We start from the raw sequence: 15,440 nt of genomic DNA, 5'->3' as shown, positions 1-15,440 counted from the left end.
CATGACAACGAACACCCTGTCCGGAAGTTGCCTGTGCGGCGCGGTGCGCTACCAGGCCCACGGCGACGTCCGCAAGTTCTATCACTGCCACTGCAAGCGTTGCCGCAAGGCGACCGGGACCGGCCATGCCAGCAACCTGTTTATCAAGGGGACGCTGGAGTGGCTCTCGGGTGAAGAGCAGATCGGCTTCTACAAGCTGCCCGAGGCCGAGCGCTTCAGCAACACCTTCTGCAGCCAGTGTGGCAGCCGCCTGCCAAAGGCGGTGCCGGAGCTGGGCGCCGTGATGGTGCCCGCCGGCACACTCGATGACGAGCCGGATTTCCTTCCGCAGGCAAGAATTTTCCGTGACTCACGCGCGGCCTGGTCCTGCGATGAGTCGGCCTTGCCCACCTTCGCGGAATACCCGGAATGATAACCACCGAGGAGCGCCTGGCCAGGCACCTGGGCCAGTCCCCGCGAGTGCCGGCGAGTGCCTATGTCGCGCCGGGTGCCACCTTGCTGGGCGACGTGGTGCTGGGCGAGGAAGCGAACATCTGGCCGGGTTGCGTCATCCGCGCCGACATCAATTCGGTCCGCATCGGTGACCGCAGCAACATCCAGGACGGCACGGTGATCCACCTGTCGGATGATTACGGTGTGGTCATTGGCGACGATGTCACGGTCGGGCATTGCGCCATCCTGCATGCCTGCACCATCGGCAACGAGTGCCTGGTGGGCATGGGCGCGGTGGTCATGGACGGGGCGGTGATTGGCGAGCAGTCCATCATCGGCGCCCGCGCCCTGGTCACGCCTGGGACCGTGGTGCCGCCCGGCAGTGTCGTGGTGGGTTCCCCGGCCCGCGTCAGCCGTACGCTGGGTGACGAGGAGCGGGCGAATATCCGCCGCTGGGCGGCCAAGTACCTGGTCGTGGCCAGGGCACATCGAGACGGGGTGTCCTGAGCGCGGCGCTTGCCTATAATCCGCGCCATGTTCGCATCCCTAGAAAACATTCACCCCCTGGCGCCGCACGTCGTCGGCATGGCGCTGTTGCTCCTGCTGGCCTGGCTGGCCGACATCATCGTCAAACGCATCCTGCTGGGCATGGTCGCGCGCATCGCCCGCCGCACCGAGGCCACCTGGGATAACGCCCTGGTTGAAAGCAAGGTCTTCCAGCGCCTGGCCTGGATCATGCCGGTGCTGGTGGTGCATTACGGCGTCAACCTGGTGCCCGGTTTAAGCGAAGGCGTGGTGACCGTGGTGCGCAATGTCGCCACGGCCTGGACCTCGCTGGCGGTGTCCCTGGCCGGTGTGGCCGCGCTGGACGCCGTCAACGCCATCTATGAGCAGCGTCCGGAGAGCCGCGAGCGGCCCATCAAGGGCTTCCTGCAGATGGCGCAGCTGGTGCTGTATATCATCGGCGGCATCCTGGTGATTTCCGTGCTTATCGACCGCTCACCGCTGGTGCTGCTGGGTGGCCTTGGCGCCATGGGTGCGGTGGCGATGATCGTGTTCAAGGACACGCTGCTGTCGCTGGCGGCCAGCATCCAGTTGACCAGCCAGAAGGTCATCCAGGTGGGCGACTGGCTGGAGTTGCCGCAGTACGGGGCCGACGGCGATGTCATCGACGTGGCGCTGTACACCATCACGGTGCAGAACTGGGACAAGACCATCACGGTGATCCCCACGCACCGGGTGATGAGCGATTCGTTCAAGAACTGGCGCGGCATGACCGAGGCCGGCGGGCGGCGCATCAAGCGGTCGATTTACATCGACATGAACTCGATCCGTTTCCTGGACGATGCGGAGATTGAGCGCTTCAAGCGCTTCCGGCTGCTGCAGGACTACATCGCCGACAAGCAGGCCGAGCTGGACGAGTACAACGCCGCCATCGGCGTGGACAGTGACAGCGACGTCAACCTGCGGCGCCTGACCAACATCGGCACGCTGCGTGCCTACATCGTCAATTACCTGCGCAACCACCCGGCGATTCACGACGACATGACGCTGATTGTGCGGCAGTTACAGCCGGGCAGGGATGGCCTGCCCATCGAGATTTACTGCTTCACCAACGATACCCAGTGGGCCACCTACGAAGGCGTGCAATCGGACCTGTTCGACCACGTCAGCGCCATCGTGCCGGCGTTCGGCCTGCGGCTGTTCCAGTCGCCCAGTGGCTTCGACCTGGCCGGCCTGGCCGGCCAGCCCGGTCAGGACGCGCTGAAGTCGCGCACGTAGTAGGTCGACACCGGCGTCGGCTCGTCGGCGCCGGGTTCATCCCAGCCGGGTACGTCCTCGCTGCCGCTCTTCTGCTTCTGCACATCATCTTCGGCGCGATAGTCGCCGGTGCGGAAGTCGATGCGCGCAGGCTGCCCGGCGCCGATGACGGCCAGTGATGCCTGGTCGAGCACGACTTGGCCGTCGATGACCAGGTCGTAGGTTTCGCCGCTGGCATCGATCCTGATCTCGATTTCGTACCACGCGCCCGCTGAAAGCCTGGTCACGGCCGCCAGGCCCGTCTCACCGTCATGCGCGGAGAGCTGGCCGTCCTGCAGCCGCAGCTGCACCAGGCGATCGCCCGGTGCGGTGGTGACATCCATTTCCAGCGGGCCGTCGGCCGCTTGCGTGAACAGGCTGAAGCGGAGGGTGACCTTGTCTGCCGCTGCAAACACGCGCTGGGCCAGGGCATAGTCGTAAGGGTCGCGGTCCTGCAGCATCAGCGCCTTGCGGTCGCCGTCCGGCCCTTCAGCCACTTCGACGGGGTGCCAGGGGCCGTGGTAGATCGTCCAGTCGGTCACCACGCCGCCGGTGTCCATGGCATCGAAATCATCGTTGACGGGGCCATCGACACGGTGGCGGATGGGCGTGGGGATACGCGAGATCCACATGTCCTCCTTGGTCACCGAGTAGGCCACCCACAGGTCATCGCCGGGCGGGTTGCCATTGCCCTCGACGATGCCGCGCACGTATTGCTGGCCGGGCCGCTTGTGCAGCCCCCAGTAGCGTTTGGACGGCAGCTCCTGGTGCACGCCGGCCATGCCCTGGTAGTGGATGCCGTCGTCACTGGTGGTCACCGCCAGCGGGTGGCGGGCGGCGCTGTGGGTGGGGTTGATGACCATGGCGTAACCACCGCTGTCCAACGACTGGGCCCAGACCTTGGCGCCGCCCCAGGTAAAGCGCGGCAGTTTGACCAGCGGGCTCCAGTGCTCGCCGTTGTCGGTGCTGAGCGTGGCGAAGCTGTCCTTGAACAGGCCGACGATGGCGCCGTCGTCGCGGGTGTAGAAGTTGAAGCCCTTGCCCGGATCGGTTTCGCCACCGCTGACAATCGGCTGCAGGCCGCCGACGAAAGGATCGATGTCCGGTTCCAGCCAGTGCTCCTCCCACCACTGGATACGGCGGACGGGGTCGGCCAGGAAGGCGTCGACGGCGGCGATGAAGCCGGCGTCTGCCGCCTCGGTGTAGTCCGGGAACATGAAATCACCATGCGGCCAGGTGCTGTTCTTCTTGACGAAGTAGATCGGGCCGAAGCCGCCGTCCGGGTAGATTTCACGCATGACCCGGCCCATGCCATGGCCGTCGTTGGTGCCGTAGAAACCGGACGTCAGCAGGCGGCCGTCGGGGGCCACGTAGAAGCCCATGCGCTGGTGCATGACCAGGTTTTTGACCTGGTCCTCGCGCACCTCGGTCTGCTCGGACCAGAATCCCATGGGGAACAGTACCTCCGGTTTCGTCCAGCTGCGGCCGTCTTCCGAGGTCATCAGCAGGGTCACGCCCGGGGGAATGTGCTCGCCGACGGGCGTGGCCAGGTAGTGGTAGTAGAATCGGCCGTTCCAGAACGCCAGGTTGGGCGCGTGGTTGTAGGTCCAGCCCAGGCCGTCGGACCATTCCGGGTGCGAGCGGTTGGCGCGCATGACCTCGTAGTTCTGCACCCCCACCGCGGTCGGCAGGCGGCCGTGGTGCCAGCCGTCCTCGTAGCCACTGGCCGACGGCACGTCGGTGCCGGTGTAGACCACCGGCTCGTCGGCGTCACCGGGTTCGGCGGCGGCCGGGGTGGAGTGGCCCCACGCGGCCAGCAGCAGCGTGGTGGACAGGAGGGCGGGGTATGCCTTTGACGCCTTGGTTAGAATCATGCCTGGTGGATGCCTCGGTAGTATGCGTGTGGTTTCGAAAACTTACGAAAAATATCATAAACATGATACCTATTTCGATTTCTTTCGGAGCAGCGTGCCGTGAGCCGGGTTGTCCTGTTCAACAAACCCTTTCGCGTGATGTCGCAGTTCCGTGAAGCTGGCGACAAGACGACGCTGGCCGCTTTCTTCGATGACCCCGCCCTGAGGGTCGCGGGCCGGCTCGACTACGACTCCGAGGGCCTGATGGTGCTGTCCGACGACGGCCGGCTGGTGCAGCGGGTGACCCACCCGAAAAACAAGCGGCCCAAGACCTACTGGGCGCAGGTCGAAGGTGAGCCCACCGCGCAGGCGCTGGACAGCCTGCGGCGCGGCGTGACCCTGAATGACGGGCCGACACGGCCGGCACGGGTGCGTTCCATGCAAGAACCGGACGGGCTCTGGGACCGCGAACCGCCCATCCGCTACCGCGCCAACATCCCCACGACCTGGCTCGAACTGACGATCACCGAGGGCCGGAACCGCCAGGTGCGGCGAATGACGGCGGCGGTGGGTTTTCCCACGCTGCGTCTGGTGCGCGCCCGGGTCGGCGACTGGGCGCTGGATGGCCTGCGGCCGGGGCAGTGGCGGGAGCTGCCCGCCACCCGGCGCTAGTCGGCCAGGTGCGCGCGCAGCGCACGGATGACACCCTGGATGTGGTGCCCGTAGCCGCTGCCGAACGCGGCGTTGCTATGCATGGCGATGACCAGGTTATTGTCCGGGTCGATGAAGATCAGCTGCCCGAAAATGCCGCGTGCGGAGTAGGCGTCCCCGGGCGCCAGCCACCACTGGTAGCCATAGTGATCGGCGCCCGGGGACGGGGTCACTGATGCGGCCATCCAGCCTTCAGGCAATACCCGGGTGCCGTCAGCGAGCACGCCGTCATTCAGTGCGAACAGGCCGATGCGCGCATAGTCGCGCAGCGTCGCGTTCAGGCAGCAGCCGCCCAGCTCGGCGCCGGTATCGGGCGTGATCACCCAATGGGCGTCGTCGGCCATGCCGAAGGGCTGCCAGATCTTCATCTGCAGGTAGCTCGACGCGTTGTTGCCGATGGCCGCGCGCAACAGCGCGCCCACCAGGTTGCTCTCGCCGGTGTTGTAATTGAAGGTCGTTCCCGGCTCGGCGGCGCGGGGCAGGGTGGCCAGGTGGCGGTACAGGTTGATGCCGTTCGTGCCGCCGGCCAGGGCCACGTCGGACTCCGGGTCCTCGTAGTCCTCGTTCCAGGCCACGCCGGAGGCCATCTGCAGCACGTTGGCGATGCTCACGCCGTCGTAGCCCGAGCCCCTGAGCTGCGGCAGGTAGTCGGTCACGGCGTCATCGACGCTGCCGATGTAGCCGTCCTGGATGGCGGCACCCACCAGCATGGAGGTCACCGACTTGGTCACCGAGAACGACATCCACGGTGTGTCGGGACCATGGCCCTCGGCGTAGTCCTCGAGAATCACCCGGCCGTCGCGGACCACCAGCAGCCCGATGCTTTCGGGCATGGCGAGGAAGTCATCAAGGCTGTAGCGCGTGTCCTCGATGCGATAGTCCAGGGCGGACAGGTCAGCCGGTGCCGTTGGCAGTGCCAGGGGCGCTTCGCCGGCGGTCACCGTGCGGGTCGGGTAGATCGAATCGATGTGGGCGAAGCCGACGCGGCGTTCCTCGGCGGTCCAGAACAGGATGTCCTCGCCATTGGTGGCGCTCGCGTAGCGGGCCTGCAGTGATGCCAGCAGGGCCGCCTGTGCGTTGGCCGGTGTTTCCGGTACGTTCGCTTGCGGCGTCGGCGTCGGCGTCGGCGTCGGCGTCGGCGCCGGTGCGGCGCAGGACGCCAGCGTCATGGCGAGCGCGGCGGCGGCGATCAGGCGGTGCGAAAGCATCACGTTGGCGGTCATGGTGGCGATCCCTGCAAAAGCGGCGATTCTAGCATCACCGGGTTGCTACACTGGGGAGACAACACCCGGCGCGGGCCGGGACCAGAAAAAGGGAACCTGCCATGCGTACACGAACGAATCTCAACACCATCGGCGGCTGGCTGCTTGCCGGGTTGGCGGCCACGGCCATGTTGGCCTGCAAGCCGGCTGACGAACCCGCCTCAACCGCGGCGGCCCCGGCCGAACCCGCCCCGGCGACCACCGCGACCGCCCCGGCGACGGCCGGCTCCGGTGAACCCGCCGAACGCGCTTTCGCGTGGTACCTGGAGGGTAAGACCCCGGCCGGCCATACCCGCATCAACGAGCTGGGCGACGGCAAGATCACCAGCGATTCGTTCATTCACTGGAACAACCGGGAGTGGACGGTGAAGTCGGAAGTGCAGCTGGACGACGCCGGGTTGCCGGTGGCGCAGCGCATTACCGGGATCTCGCCGTTCCAGGCGCCTATCGACGAGTCTTTTGAGCTGTCGCAGGGCGAGGCCAGCTGGAAAACGGTGGGCAGCGAGGGCGGCGCGAACGTCGACGGGCGTGCCTTCTACCTGCCGGCGGAAGGCGGCGCGCTGGAATCGCTGGGGGCGCTGGTGCGTGCCGCGGCGGAGAGTATCGACGGCAGTGTCCGGCTGCTGCCCGCAGGCACCGCCCGGGCCGAGCCGGTTCATGAGACGACCGTGCCGACCCCGGACGGCGAGCAGGCCCTGACGCTGTACTCGATCACCGGCATCGGTTTCACACCGCAGTACGCCTGGATGGACGAGAAGCTGCACCTGGCGGCGCTGGATTTCCGTGGCTACCTGGGCATGGTGCCCGAGGGCTGGGACCCGGCCGTGCTGGAGCGGCTGGGACGCGTACAGCTGGAACAGAGCGCCGCGCATATCGAAAAGCTCTCGGGCACGCTGGCGCACCCCCTGGATGGCCCGCTGCTGATTGAGAACGTGGATGTCGTCGACGTCGAATCCGGTGAACTGCTCACGGACCACCACGTGCTGGTGGTCGATGGCAAGATCGCGCAGGTGTCGGCCGAGCCCATCGACAGCGGAGAAGCCCGCGCCGTGGATGGCCAGGGCCGCACGCTGATTCCCGGACTGTGGGACATGCACGGGCACTTCAGCCTGGAGCAGGGCGTACTGAACGTTGCCGGCGGCATCACCAGCGTGCGTGATATCGGCAGTGTGCACGAACAGATCATGGAACTGACCCGCCGGTATGACAGCGGGGAGGTGATCGGTCCGCACACCTACCGTGCCGGGTTCATGGACAAGGCCGGTCCGTATGCGTCGGGTTCCGTGGTCAATGACCTGGAAGAGGCTTTGGCGCGGGTCGATTTCTATGCCGACAACGGTTACCTGCAGGTCAAGCTGTACAGCTCCATCGAGCCGGAATGGGTGGCGCCCATCGCCGAGCGCGCGCATGCGCGCGGCCTGCGGGTCAGCGGCCATATCCCGGCGTTCATGTCGGCCGAGCAGGCCGTGCGCGCCGGCTACGACGAGATCCAGCATATCAACATGGTGTTCCTGAACTTCATCGTCGGTGACGAGGGCGACACCCGCCAGCAGATCCGCTTCACCGGCTACGGTGACGGTGCGGCGGGCATCGACCTGGACAGCGAGGAAGTCGAGTCCTTCATCACGCTGCTGAAGGACAACGACGTGACCGTGGACGCCACCGCGGCCATCTTCGACACCATGCTCAGCCACGTGCCGGGCGAGCCGGACCCGACCTTCGCGGCCATCATCGACCACCTGCCGCCGAACGTGGCGCGGCCGATGTACAACCCCGAGATGGTGCTGGGCGAGAACTGGCCGGAATCCGGCCGGCGCCAGTCACAGATGTTGAAGAAACTCCACGACGCCGGCGTCCAGCTGGTGCCGGGCAGTGACAGCATCGCGGCCTTCACCATTCACCGCGAGCTGGAGCTCTACGCCGAGGCCGGCATCCCCAACGCCGAGGTGCTGCGTATCGGCACGCTGGATTCGGCGCGCATCGTCGGCGCCGACGAGCGCACCGGTTCCATCGCCGTGGGCAAGGACGCCGACCTGGTGCTGCTGGACGGCAACCCTCTGGAAGACATGAGCGCCATCCGGCGCGCCGTGCTGGTGCTCAAGGGCGATACGGCATACGAACCGTCCGCGCTTTACCAGGCCATGGGCGTCAAGCCGTTCGTCGACCCGGTCTATTTGGGTGGCAACGAGCGCAAGTAGGCGATGATCGCGTCCAGGTCTTCAGGCACCAGGTTGGCGTAGGCGTAAAACGGCATCGGTGGCAGCATCGGGCTGCCGTCGGGCCGGGTGCCGGTGGTGATCATCTGGCGGATGTCGTCATCGCTGCGCTGGGCCAGGCCCGTGGGCGTCAGGTTGGGTGATACCGAGGTGCCCCAGGGGCCGGGAAACGTCAGGCCGCCGGCGGCCAGTTGGTTGTGATGGTCGGGCAGGCCGTTTTCCCCGGGCGGTGAATGGCATTCCACGCAGTGTCCCAGTGGGCCGGCCAGGTACTCGCCATAGGCCACCGGGTCATCGCGGTCCGGCTCAGGCACCACGCCCAGCGGCGGGCCCCAGTTGTCCGGCAGGGGGAAGTCATAGCGGGACACCTCGGTCGCATTGTTCACCGGCGGGACCGTGCGCAGGTAGGCGACGATCGCGGCGGCATCGCCGTCGGAGATCTCACGGTACAGCGCAATCGGCATCAGCGGCCCGAGTACGCGGCCATCCGGGCGCACGCCTTCACGAAACGCACGGATGATCTCGGCGTCGCTCCAGGCGCCGATGCCGGTCTCCTTGTCCGGGGTGATGTTGGGCACGGTAATCGCCATGCCCGGAAACTCGAAGGTCATGCCGCCGGCCAGGTGCTTCGACGTGTCCGGCCCCTCGGGGCCCACCGGCGTATGGCAGTTGCCGCAGGCGCCGATGACCTCGACGATGTAGCGGCCGCATTCGATGGGGTCGTCGGCCAGGGTGGGTGAGGTTGCGGACAAGGCAAGCAACCAGAAGAAAAGGTTTTTCATTGTTGTGTCTCCCATACGCGTTTTCCTGCCCGTGGCACAGGCCTGCCGGGTGCGCGCTTCCAATAGAGTGTAGCAACGAAAAAAATCCTGCCGGGTGACCTGCCCATGGTCACGCGCGCATAATGAAACACAGCTGGCAGGAGGTGCCATGAAACTGTATATCGCCAATAAGAACTACTCGTCCTGGTCGCTGCGTCCCTGGGTGCTGATGCGCATGCTCGAGATCGACTTCGAGGAAGTGTTGGTGCCGTTCCAGGGCGGCGGGCCTCAGGCCGCGTTCCTGGCGTTTTCGCCCAGCGGCAAGGTGCCCTGCCTGGTGGACGGCAAACTGACCGTCTGGGATTCGCTGGCGATCGCGGAAACGCTGGCCGAGCGCTACCCAGAGGTCTGGCCGGAGCGTTACACGGCACGCACCTGGGCGCGCAGCGCCAGCGCCGAGATGCACTCGGGCTTTGCCACCATCCGCAACGTCTGCGGCATGAGTTGCGGGCAGCGGGTGGAACTGGTCGATCCGCCGGCCGCGCTGGCGAAGGAGTGGGCCCGCGTTGACGCGCTGTGGTGCGAGGGCCTGGCGCAGTTCCGCGGGCCGTTCCTGGCCGGCACCCGCTTTACCGCCGTCGACGCGTTTTACGCCCCGGTGGCCTTTCGCGCGCAGACCTATTCGCCGTCACTGTCTGAGGAGGCGCAGGCCTACGTGGAACGGTTGCTGGCCCTGGCGCCGATGCAGGCCTGGTATGCGGATGCGCTGGCTGAGCCCTGGCGCGATGAGGATCACGAGGCCGAGGTTCGTGCCGCTGGCCGGGTCACCGCGGACCTGCGCGCGCCGGTCAGCGCCGGAGAATAGCCCACCAGCGGGCCACGTTGAGCAGGCTCAGCAATGAGGCCGCGACATAGGTGAGCGCGGCCGCTTTCAGGATCCGCCGCGCATGTGGCCCGTCACCGGAAACCAGGATGCCGTCGCGCTCAAGCAGGGGCATGGCGCGCTGGAAGCTGGCATCCAGCTCGGTGGGCAGCGTCACCAGGTGAACCAGCGTGGCCCCACCCAGTACCAGGATGCCACCCGCCATCATCAACAGGCCCGCGGAAGGTAACCGCAACAGCAATGCCAACACCGGGGCCAGCATCAGGATGCCGGCGCCGCAGCGTTCCAGCGGACGGACCAGCCGCACCAGCCGGGTGCGGGCCACCAGTGGTGCGTAGCCGGTGGCATCCTGCAAGGCGTGCCCGACCTCGTGCGCGGCCACCGTGATGGCGGTCAGAGAGTGACCATGGAAGCGTTCTGCCGCCAGGCGAACCGCTTTTTCGATGGGATCGTAGTGGTCGCCATGCTCGGTCGTCTCCACGCTGACGTGATCGAGACCGGCTTCGTCCAATAGGTGACGCGCCAGCTCGGCGCCGGTGGACGGGTAGCGGTCCTCGGGGTGGTTGTACCGGGTCATGGTGCGGCGCACCCACCAGGACGGCAGGTAGACGATCGCCACGACCAGCAGGATCAGGATCAACCAGGGCATGCGCTGATTCTACCGCCGGGCTGGCGGGCGGGCACCCTGGTGTTGACGCCTAGATGCGCAGTCCGCCGTCCAGTTCCAGCACGCGGCCATTGAGGTAGTCGTTTTCCAATACCTGCGCCACCGTGAGTGCGACCTCATCGGGGTGGCCCGCGCGCCCGGCGGGCACGCGCTCGACCATGCGCTGCAGGGCTTCCGGCTTCATCGAATCGGTCATGGCGGTCTCGATAAAGCCCGGCGCGATTGCCATGTTGCGGATACGGTGACGGGCCAGCTCCTGGGCCCAGGTGACGGTCATCGCCGCAACACCGGCCTTGGCCGCGGCATAGTTGGACTGGCCGAAGTTGCCGGCGCGGGCAATGCTGCTGATGTTGACGATACAGCCGCCGGTGCCCTGGCGAATCATGTGGGTGGCGGCCTCGCGACCGCACAGGAAGACGCCGGTCAGGTTGACATCGATCACCTCCTGCCAGTCGGCCAGGCTCATGCGATCGATCACCTCGCCTTCGCGCGCCTTCACCAGCAGGCCGTCGCGCAGGATGCCGGCATTGGCGACCAGTGCATCAATGCCGCCCAGGGCGCTGGCGGCGTGGTCGAAGGCTTCGGTGACGGCATCTTCGCGGCTGACATCACAGGCCGCCGTGAACACCTCCATGGCGTTCGAGGCGCAATCGGCTGCCGTTTCCGCCGCAGCGCCACCGTCGATATCGAGCAGGGCCAGCCGCGCGCCATGGCCGGACAGGTGGCGCGCGATGGCCTGCCCCAGGCCGCGGCCGGCGCCGGTGATAACGATACGGGCGCCTTCGATATTCACGAATCGGCCATGCCGCGGATCCAGTCGGCCAGCACCCGGATCTGCGCGCCTTCGCGGGTCATGTAGTCCGGGCCGGTATAGCCCCACCAGTCCCAGCAGGCCAGCGGGTTGGCCGCCGCGGGAGCGACCTGGGGAAACGCCAGGACGATGGCGTTGTCCTGCGCCCACTCCAGGTAACCCGCACCTTCCATGAAGGCCATGTCGACCTGCGACTGCGACTGTCCGCAGCCGTGCAGGACCAGGTGCAGGCGGCAGCCAGTGGCCGGGCAGCTTTCGGGCACGTAGAGCCAGGCCTCGTCGGCCAGGCCCGCCGCAGCCGCGCCGGGCAGCTCCGTGGTGACGAGTTCACCGTTCTGTGCCTGCTCCGGCGGTGTCAGCCCGGGATACAGGAACGTGAGCAACTCGCCGGCGGCATCGTAATCACAGGCGCCCAGGAACGGCGGCGCGATGGCGTCGCAGGCGCCGCCCTTGGAGTGCGTGGGAAAGGTGTGGTTGGCGGCGACGTTATCGACCCAGGCGACATTGTCGGTGGCCATGAAGGCGCGGTAGAGGTCGGTGGCGGCCAATGAAACATCCTCGGCCACGGTCGCGTCGAGTTGGCCATGGAACGTCCAGGCGCGGTCATCGGCAAGCAGGGCAGGGTCGCCGACCCGCCCGGCGCTGGCTTCGGTGCGAAGTCGCTCCGCCAGTTCGCCGGCGTCAAGATTCTCGCCGGCCTTGCCCATGCAGCCCGCCATGGCCGTTGCCAGTTGGCCATCGGCACAACCTCGCGGCACACCGGCAATCAGCGCGGCGCCTGAAAACAGCTCCGGGTGGGCCAGGTGCAGTTGCTGCGCCATGGCGGCGCCGGAGGAAATGCCGGAAACGGTGATACCTGTCGCATCAATGTCCGGCCCGGGCGCGGCACTGTCCGCGGTCGCGGTCGCGGCCGAGACCAGGCAGGTTGCCAGCAAGGCGATCAGCGCGGTGGGTACTCCATGGGGGTGTATTTTCATGAGCCGGTCTCCGTGATATCGCCCGACGCCCGGGCCTCCGCGCGTTCCGCGCAGATGGCGCGGAAGCCGGCGGCGATAAAGGGCACCATGCGTTTATGGACACTCTCGAAATCGGCCGAATGGCACAGCCCGCCGGAGAGTGCGTCGATTCGGCGGGTGTCGGCGAACGTCAGGGTCAGCGCGCCTGACAGGAAGTGGTAGCACCAGTAGATGTCGACCATGTCAGCGTCGGGCAGGGCGTCCTTGAGCGCGTAGATAAAGCGGCGCACCAGTGGGTCAAAGTACTTCGACATGGCCTGGCCACCCCATTCCGGGTTGTTGTTGACCTGCGCCAGCAGACCGAAATAGTCCCGCCAGGTGCTGTCTTCGCCCACCACTTCGTTCAGCAGGGGGTGCGTGAAGGCGTCGATGATGTCCTCGACCGGCGCCGGGTTGTTGCGTTCCAGCACGCGTTCCAGCGCCTCGGCACGTTCGCGGTTCAGGATGTCCGCCCGGCGCTGCAACAGCGCGTCGAACAGGCCTTCCTTGTTGTCGAAGTAATACTTGACCAGGGCCACGTCGACGCCGGCCTCGCGGGTGATTTCACGCAACGAGACACCATTGAAGCCCCGCTGGGCAAACAACTTTTCGGCGACTTCAATAATCCTGTCTTTACGTGTTTTACGTTTGTTTTTCGCGGCCATGCCGGGAATTGAGCTCCGTTTTCTGTATTGAACCCCTTGTCGTTCCGAAATTCAACTGTTGTTGAAAAAGTGCTTGACAGCCTTGAGTTCGCGGCGTTTAAATTCTCAACACTTGTTGAAAATACAACATGCAGGCTCACACAATGAAAAAGTTAAACTCCCGCACGAACGTGTTCGGCGCGCTGCGCCATTCCACACTGGCCCTGGCCATTGCGACCGCTGTTGGAGCGCCGCAGGCCGTCATGGCGCAGGCCCAGGAAGACGATGTCGACGCCACCCTTCTCGAAGAAGTGGTCGTCACGGCCCAGCGCCGTGAACAGACGCTGCAGGAAGTGCCGATGTCGATCAGCGCCTTCACCGGCGAGGACCTGGAATACCTCCAGGCCGACAATCTTGATTCGCTGCAGGGGGCGGTGCCCAACCTGAACCTGGTCCAGGGGCGCGGCTCCAGTTCCAGCGCCAATGTCTTTATCCGCGGTGTCGGCCAGCCCGACGCGCTGCAGACCTTCGACCCCGCCGTGGGCATTTACGTCGATGACGTCTACATGTCCCGCATCCAGGGTGCGCTGTTCAAACTTAACGATATTGAGCGCATCGAGGTCCTGCGTGGCCCACAGGGCACGCTGTACGGCAAGAACACCCCCGGTGGCGCCATTCGCCTGATCACCCGCAGCCCGGGCGAGGATTTCGAGGCCGAGGCCGGCATCCTCTACGGTGATTATGACCGCTGGCAGATCAGCGGCTACATGGCCGGACCGGTGAGTGACAACATCGGCATGAGCCTGAGCGTGCTCAGCGACAGCCGTGACGGTTACGTCATCGACCCGTCCACGGGCCGTGACTACAACGACGAGAACACCCAGTCGGCGCGCGTGAAGCTGGCCTGGGGCATCAGCGACAATGTTGATGCGACGTTCTCCTTCGATTACACCATCGAGGACACCGAGCTGACGCTGGGCAAGGCCGAGGCGCCGCTGATCAGCGTCGACCTGGCCACCGGTGGCGCGGTGCTGCGGCATGTGCCGGCGCCCGGAGACTGGGACTTCCGCACCCGCACCTCGCTGGGTGATTCGGATGGCCAGGAGGTGGAGAACTGGGGCGGCAGCATGACGCTGAACTGGGATATCAGTGACAGCCTGAGCCTGCGCTCGATTACCGCCTACCGTGAACTCGATGCCGACCTGTTCGTTGATATCGACGCCACCGAGCTGGAGCTGGGTGACGTGCTGGTCAGCGTCGACCAGGACCAGTTTAGCCAGGAGTTCCAACTGTTGGGCGACAATGGCGGCAACCTGCACTGGGTGGCCGGCCTCTATTACCTGGATGAAAACCTGCCCAGTCACCAGGAAGCCTACGCCGATGATTTCCTGGTGTTCGGAGGCATCCCGGTCAGCTTCCTGCGCACGATCGACGACAACCTTCAGACCACCAGCTATGCCGTGTTCGGCCAGGTCGACTGGGCCTTCGCCGAATCCTGGAGCCTGGGCCTGGGCCTGCGTTACACCAAGGAAGACAAGGATTATTTCCGCACCACCAGCACCTTCAGCGACCTGCTGGGCAATGCCGACCCGGCGTTCGCCTTCAGCGACAGTGACAGCTGGAGCGACTGGACGCCCACGGTGACGCTGGACTACATGCTGAATGACGATGTGCATTTCTACGGTCGCCTGGCCAACGGCTTCAAGAGCGGCGGTTTCAACGGCCGCGCCAATAGTGCCGCCGACGTCTCAACCTTCGATCCGGAGACCGTGTGGACCGCTGAAATCGGCGCCAAGACCACGATGATGGATGGCCGCATGCAGGCCAACTACGCCGTGTTCACCAGCCAGTACGACGACTTCCAGGCTCGCGTGTCGGTTGGTGACGGTGTCGATTTCCGCTTTCCGGTGCTGAACGCCGCGGAGCTGGACATCAACGGCGCGGAATTCGAGCTTTCGTGGCTGTTGGTGGACTCGCTGCAGCTGTTCTCGCAAATCGGCTACCTGGACACCGAGTACGGTGCTGACGGCTTCACCGGGTCCGACGGCGTGCTCGATGAACCCGCTTTCGCGCCGGAGTGGACCGGCCGCGTGGGTGCGGTCTGGACCCTGGACCTGTCCGGTGGGCATAGCCTGGCGTTCGGCGCCGATGCCAACTACCGCGATGGTATGTGGCTGTCGGTGGAGAACGTCGAGCCGCTGCGCGAAGAGTCCTACTGGCTGACCAACGCCTTCGCCACCTGGAACCACGCCGATGGCCACTGGCAGGTGATGGCCGGCATGAAGAACATCGCCGATGAGGTCTACAAGGTCGAGGGCCAGGAATTCCGTAGCGTGGGCAATATCATGACCGCCTACTACGGTGATCCGCGAACCTGGAATGTCAGCCTGAACTACCGCTACTGA

14 protein-coding genes are annotated in these 15,440 nt (G+C 65.8%); 7 read left to right on the top strand and 7 right to left on the bottom strand.

Going from position 1 to position 15,440, the window contains the following annotated elements; translation table 11 throughout:
- Nucleotide 1 precedes the first annotated feature (1 nt).
- Genes F3N42_RS06070 through F3N42_RS06060 form a run of 3 tightly spaced genes read left to right on the top strand, consistent with a single transcriptional unit; the run spans nt 2 to nt 2,214 of the window.
- Nucleotides 2–412: a GFA family protein gene (locus F3N42_RS06070; protein ID WP_150863495.1), complete on the top strand. Its 411-nt coding sequence runs from the start codon at nt 2–4 to the stop codon at nt 410–412.
- Nucleotides 409–939: a gamma carbonic anhydrase family protein gene (locus tag F3N42_RS06065; protein ID WP_191621258.1), complete on the top strand. Its 531-nt coding sequence runs from the start codon at nt 409–411 to the stop codon at nt 937–939. The genes F3N42_RS06070 and F3N42_RS06065 overlap by 4 nt, the downstream gene beginning before the upstream one ends.
- A 27-nt stretch (nt 940–966) precedes the next feature.
- The gene (locus F3N42_RS06060; protein ID WP_224784763.1) at nt 967–2,214 is read left to right on the top strand and encodes a mechanosensitive ion channel family protein; all 1,248 of its coding nucleotides are present in this window, start codon (nt 967–969) and stop codon (nt 2,212–2,214) included.
- Here the strand turns inward: F3N42_RS06060 and F3N42_RS06055 are convergent.
- Nucleotides 2,187–4,106: a sialidase family protein gene (locus tag F3N42_RS06055; protein ID WP_150863494.1), complete on the bottom strand. Its 1,920-nt coding sequence runs from the start codon at nt 4,104–4,106 to the stop codon at nt 2,187–2,189. The two genes, F3N42_RS06060 and F3N42_RS06055, sit on opposite strands and share 28 nt — an antisense overlap.
- Before the next feature lie 99 nt (nt 4,107–4,205).
- Here F3N42_RS06055 and F3N42_RS06050 point away from each other — a divergent pair, with 99 nt between their 5' ends.
- On the top strand, nt 4,206–4,757 hold the full coding sequence (locus F3N42_RS06050; protein ID WP_150863493.1) for a pseudouridine synthase: 552 nt from the start codon (nt 4,206–4,208) through the stop codon (nt 4,755–4,757).
- On the opposite strand, the gene F3N42_RS06045 is transcribed toward F3N42_RS06050, so the two are convergent.
- Nucleotides 4,754–6,019 (bottom strand): serine hydrolase domain-containing protein, encoded by a 1,266-nt coding sequence (locus F3N42_RS06045; protein ID WP_224784761.1) that lies wholly within the window; start codon nt 6,017–6,019, stop codon nt 4,754–4,756. The genes F3N42_RS06050 and F3N42_RS06045 overlap by 4 nt on opposite strands.
- Nucleotides 6,020–6,120: 101 nt before the next feature.
- Between F3N42_RS06045 and F3N42_RS06040 the strand changes: the two genes are divergently transcribed.
- The gene (locus F3N42_RS06040; RefSeq protein ID WP_150863492.1) at nt 6,121–8,256 is read left to right on the top strand and encodes an amidohydrolase family protein; all 2,136 of its coding nucleotides are present in this window, start codon (nt 6,121–6,123) and stop codon (nt 8,254–8,256) included.
- Here F3N42_RS06040 and F3N42_RS06035 read toward each other — a convergent pair.
- The gene (locus tag F3N42_RS06035; protein ID WP_150863491.1) at nt 8,229–9,056 is read right to left on the bottom strand and encodes a c-type cytochrome; all 828 of its coding nucleotides are present in this window, start codon (nt 9,054–9,056) and stop codon (nt 8,229–8,231) included. The two genes, F3N42_RS06040 and F3N42_RS06035, sit on opposite strands and share 28 nt — an antisense overlap.
- 148 nt (nt 9,057–9,204) lie before the next feature.
- Between F3N42_RS06035 and F3N42_RS06030 the strand changes: the two genes are divergently transcribed.
- On the top strand, nt 9,205–9,900 hold the full coding sequence (locus F3N42_RS06030) for a glutathione S-transferase family protein (RefSeq protein WP_150863490.1): 696 nt from the start codon (nt 9,205–9,207) through the stop codon (nt 9,898–9,900).
- Here F3N42_RS06030 and F3N42_RS06025 read toward each other — a convergent pair.
- The 4 genes from F3N42_RS06025 to F3N42_RS06010 are packed head-to-tail and all read right to left on the bottom strand — an operon-like array spanning nt 9,884 to nt 13,056.
- On the bottom strand, nt 9,884–10,567 hold the full coding sequence (locus tag F3N42_RS06025; RefSeq protein ID WP_150863489.1) for a zinc metallopeptidase: 684 nt from the start codon (nt 10,565–10,567) through the stop codon (nt 9,884–9,886). The two genes, F3N42_RS06030 and F3N42_RS06025, sit on opposite strands and share 17 nt — an antisense overlap.
- A gap of 49 nt (nt 10,568–10,616) precedes the next feature.
- Nucleotides 10,617–11,378 (bottom strand): SDR family NAD(P)-dependent oxidoreductase, encoded by a 762-nt coding sequence (locus F3N42_RS06020; RefSeq protein WP_150863488.1) that lies wholly within the window; start codon nt 11,376–11,378, stop codon nt 10,617–10,619.
- Entirely contained in the window at nt 11,375–12,373 is a 999-nt protein-coding gene (locus F3N42_RS06015) for an extracellular catalytic domain type 2 short-chain-length polyhydroxyalkanoate depolymerase (protein WP_150863487.1), read from the bottom strand. Before F3N42_RS06015 ends, F3N42_RS06020 begins: the two co-directional genes overlap by 4 nt.
- Nucleotides 12,370–13,056, bottom strand: a complete 687-nt coding sequence (locus tag F3N42_RS06010) for a TetR/AcrR family transcriptional regulator (protein ID WP_150863486.1) — start codon at nt 13,054–13,056, stop codon at nt 12,370–12,372. The genes F3N42_RS06015 and F3N42_RS06010 overlap by 4 nt, the downstream gene beginning before the upstream one ends.
- 143 nt (nt 13,057–13,199) lie before the next feature.
- Here F3N42_RS06010 and F3N42_RS06005 point away from each other — a divergent pair, with 143 nt between their 5' ends.
- On the top strand, nt 13,200–15,440 hold the full coding sequence (locus F3N42_RS06005) for a TonB-dependent receptor (RefSeq protein WP_191621257.1): 2,241 nt from the start codon (nt 13,200–13,202) through the stop codon (nt 15,438–15,440).

Source organism: Marinihelvus fidelis, from assembly GCF_008725655.1.
GTDB classification, from domain to species: Bacteria; Pseudomonadota; Gammaproteobacteria; order Xanthomonadales; family SZUA-36; genus Marinihelvus; species Marinihelvus fidelis.
This window is presented reverse-complemented; position numbering and strand designations above follow the sequence as displayed.

Coding starts and splice junctions, on each gene's coding strand:
- F3N42_RS06025 (WP_150863489.1), bottom strand. CDS start 10,567: ATGCCCTGGTTGATCCTGATCCTGCTGGTCGTGGCGATCGTCTACCTG.
- F3N42_RS06005 (WP_191621257.1), top strand. CDS start 13,200: ATGAAAAAGTTAAACTCCCGCACGAACGTGTTCGGCGCGCTGCGCCAT.
- F3N42_RS06040 (WP_150863492.1), top strand. CDS start 6,121: ATGCGTACACGAACGAATCTCAACACCATCGGCGGCTGGCTGCTTGCC.
- F3N42_RS06055 (WP_150863494.1), bottom strand. CDS start 4,106: ATGATTCTAACCAAGGCGTCAAAGGCATACCCCGCCCTCCTGTCCACC.
- F3N42_RS06010 (WP_150863486.1), bottom strand. CDS start 13,056: ATGGCCGCGAAAAACAAACGTAAAACACGTAAAGACAGGATTATTGAA.
- F3N42_RS06015 (WP_150863487.1), bottom strand. CDS start 12,373: ATGAAAATACACCCCCATGGAGTACCCACCGCGCTGATCGCCTTGCTG.
- F3N42_RS06045 (WP_224784761.1), bottom strand. CDS start 6,019: ATGACCGCCAACGTGATGCTTTCGCACCGCCTGATCGCCGCCGCCGCG.
- F3N42_RS06070 (WP_150863495.1), top strand. CDS start 2: ATGACAACGAACACCCTGTCCGGAAGTTGCCTGTGCGGCGCGGTGCGC.
- F3N42_RS06035 (WP_150863491.1), bottom strand. CDS start 9,056: ATGAAAAACCTTTTCTTCTGGTTGCTTGCCTTGTCCGCAACCTCACCC.
- F3N42_RS06060 (WP_224784763.1), top strand. CDS start 967: ATGTTCGCATCCCTAGAAAACATTCACCCCCTGGCGCCGCACGTCGTC.
- F3N42_RS06030 (WP_150863490.1), top strand. CDS start 9,205: ATGAAACTGTATATCGCCAATAAGAACTACTCGTCCTGGTCGCTGCGT.
- F3N42_RS06065 (WP_191621258.1), top strand. CDS start 409: ATGATAACCACCGAGGAGCGCCTGGCCAGGCACCTGGGCCAGTCCCCG.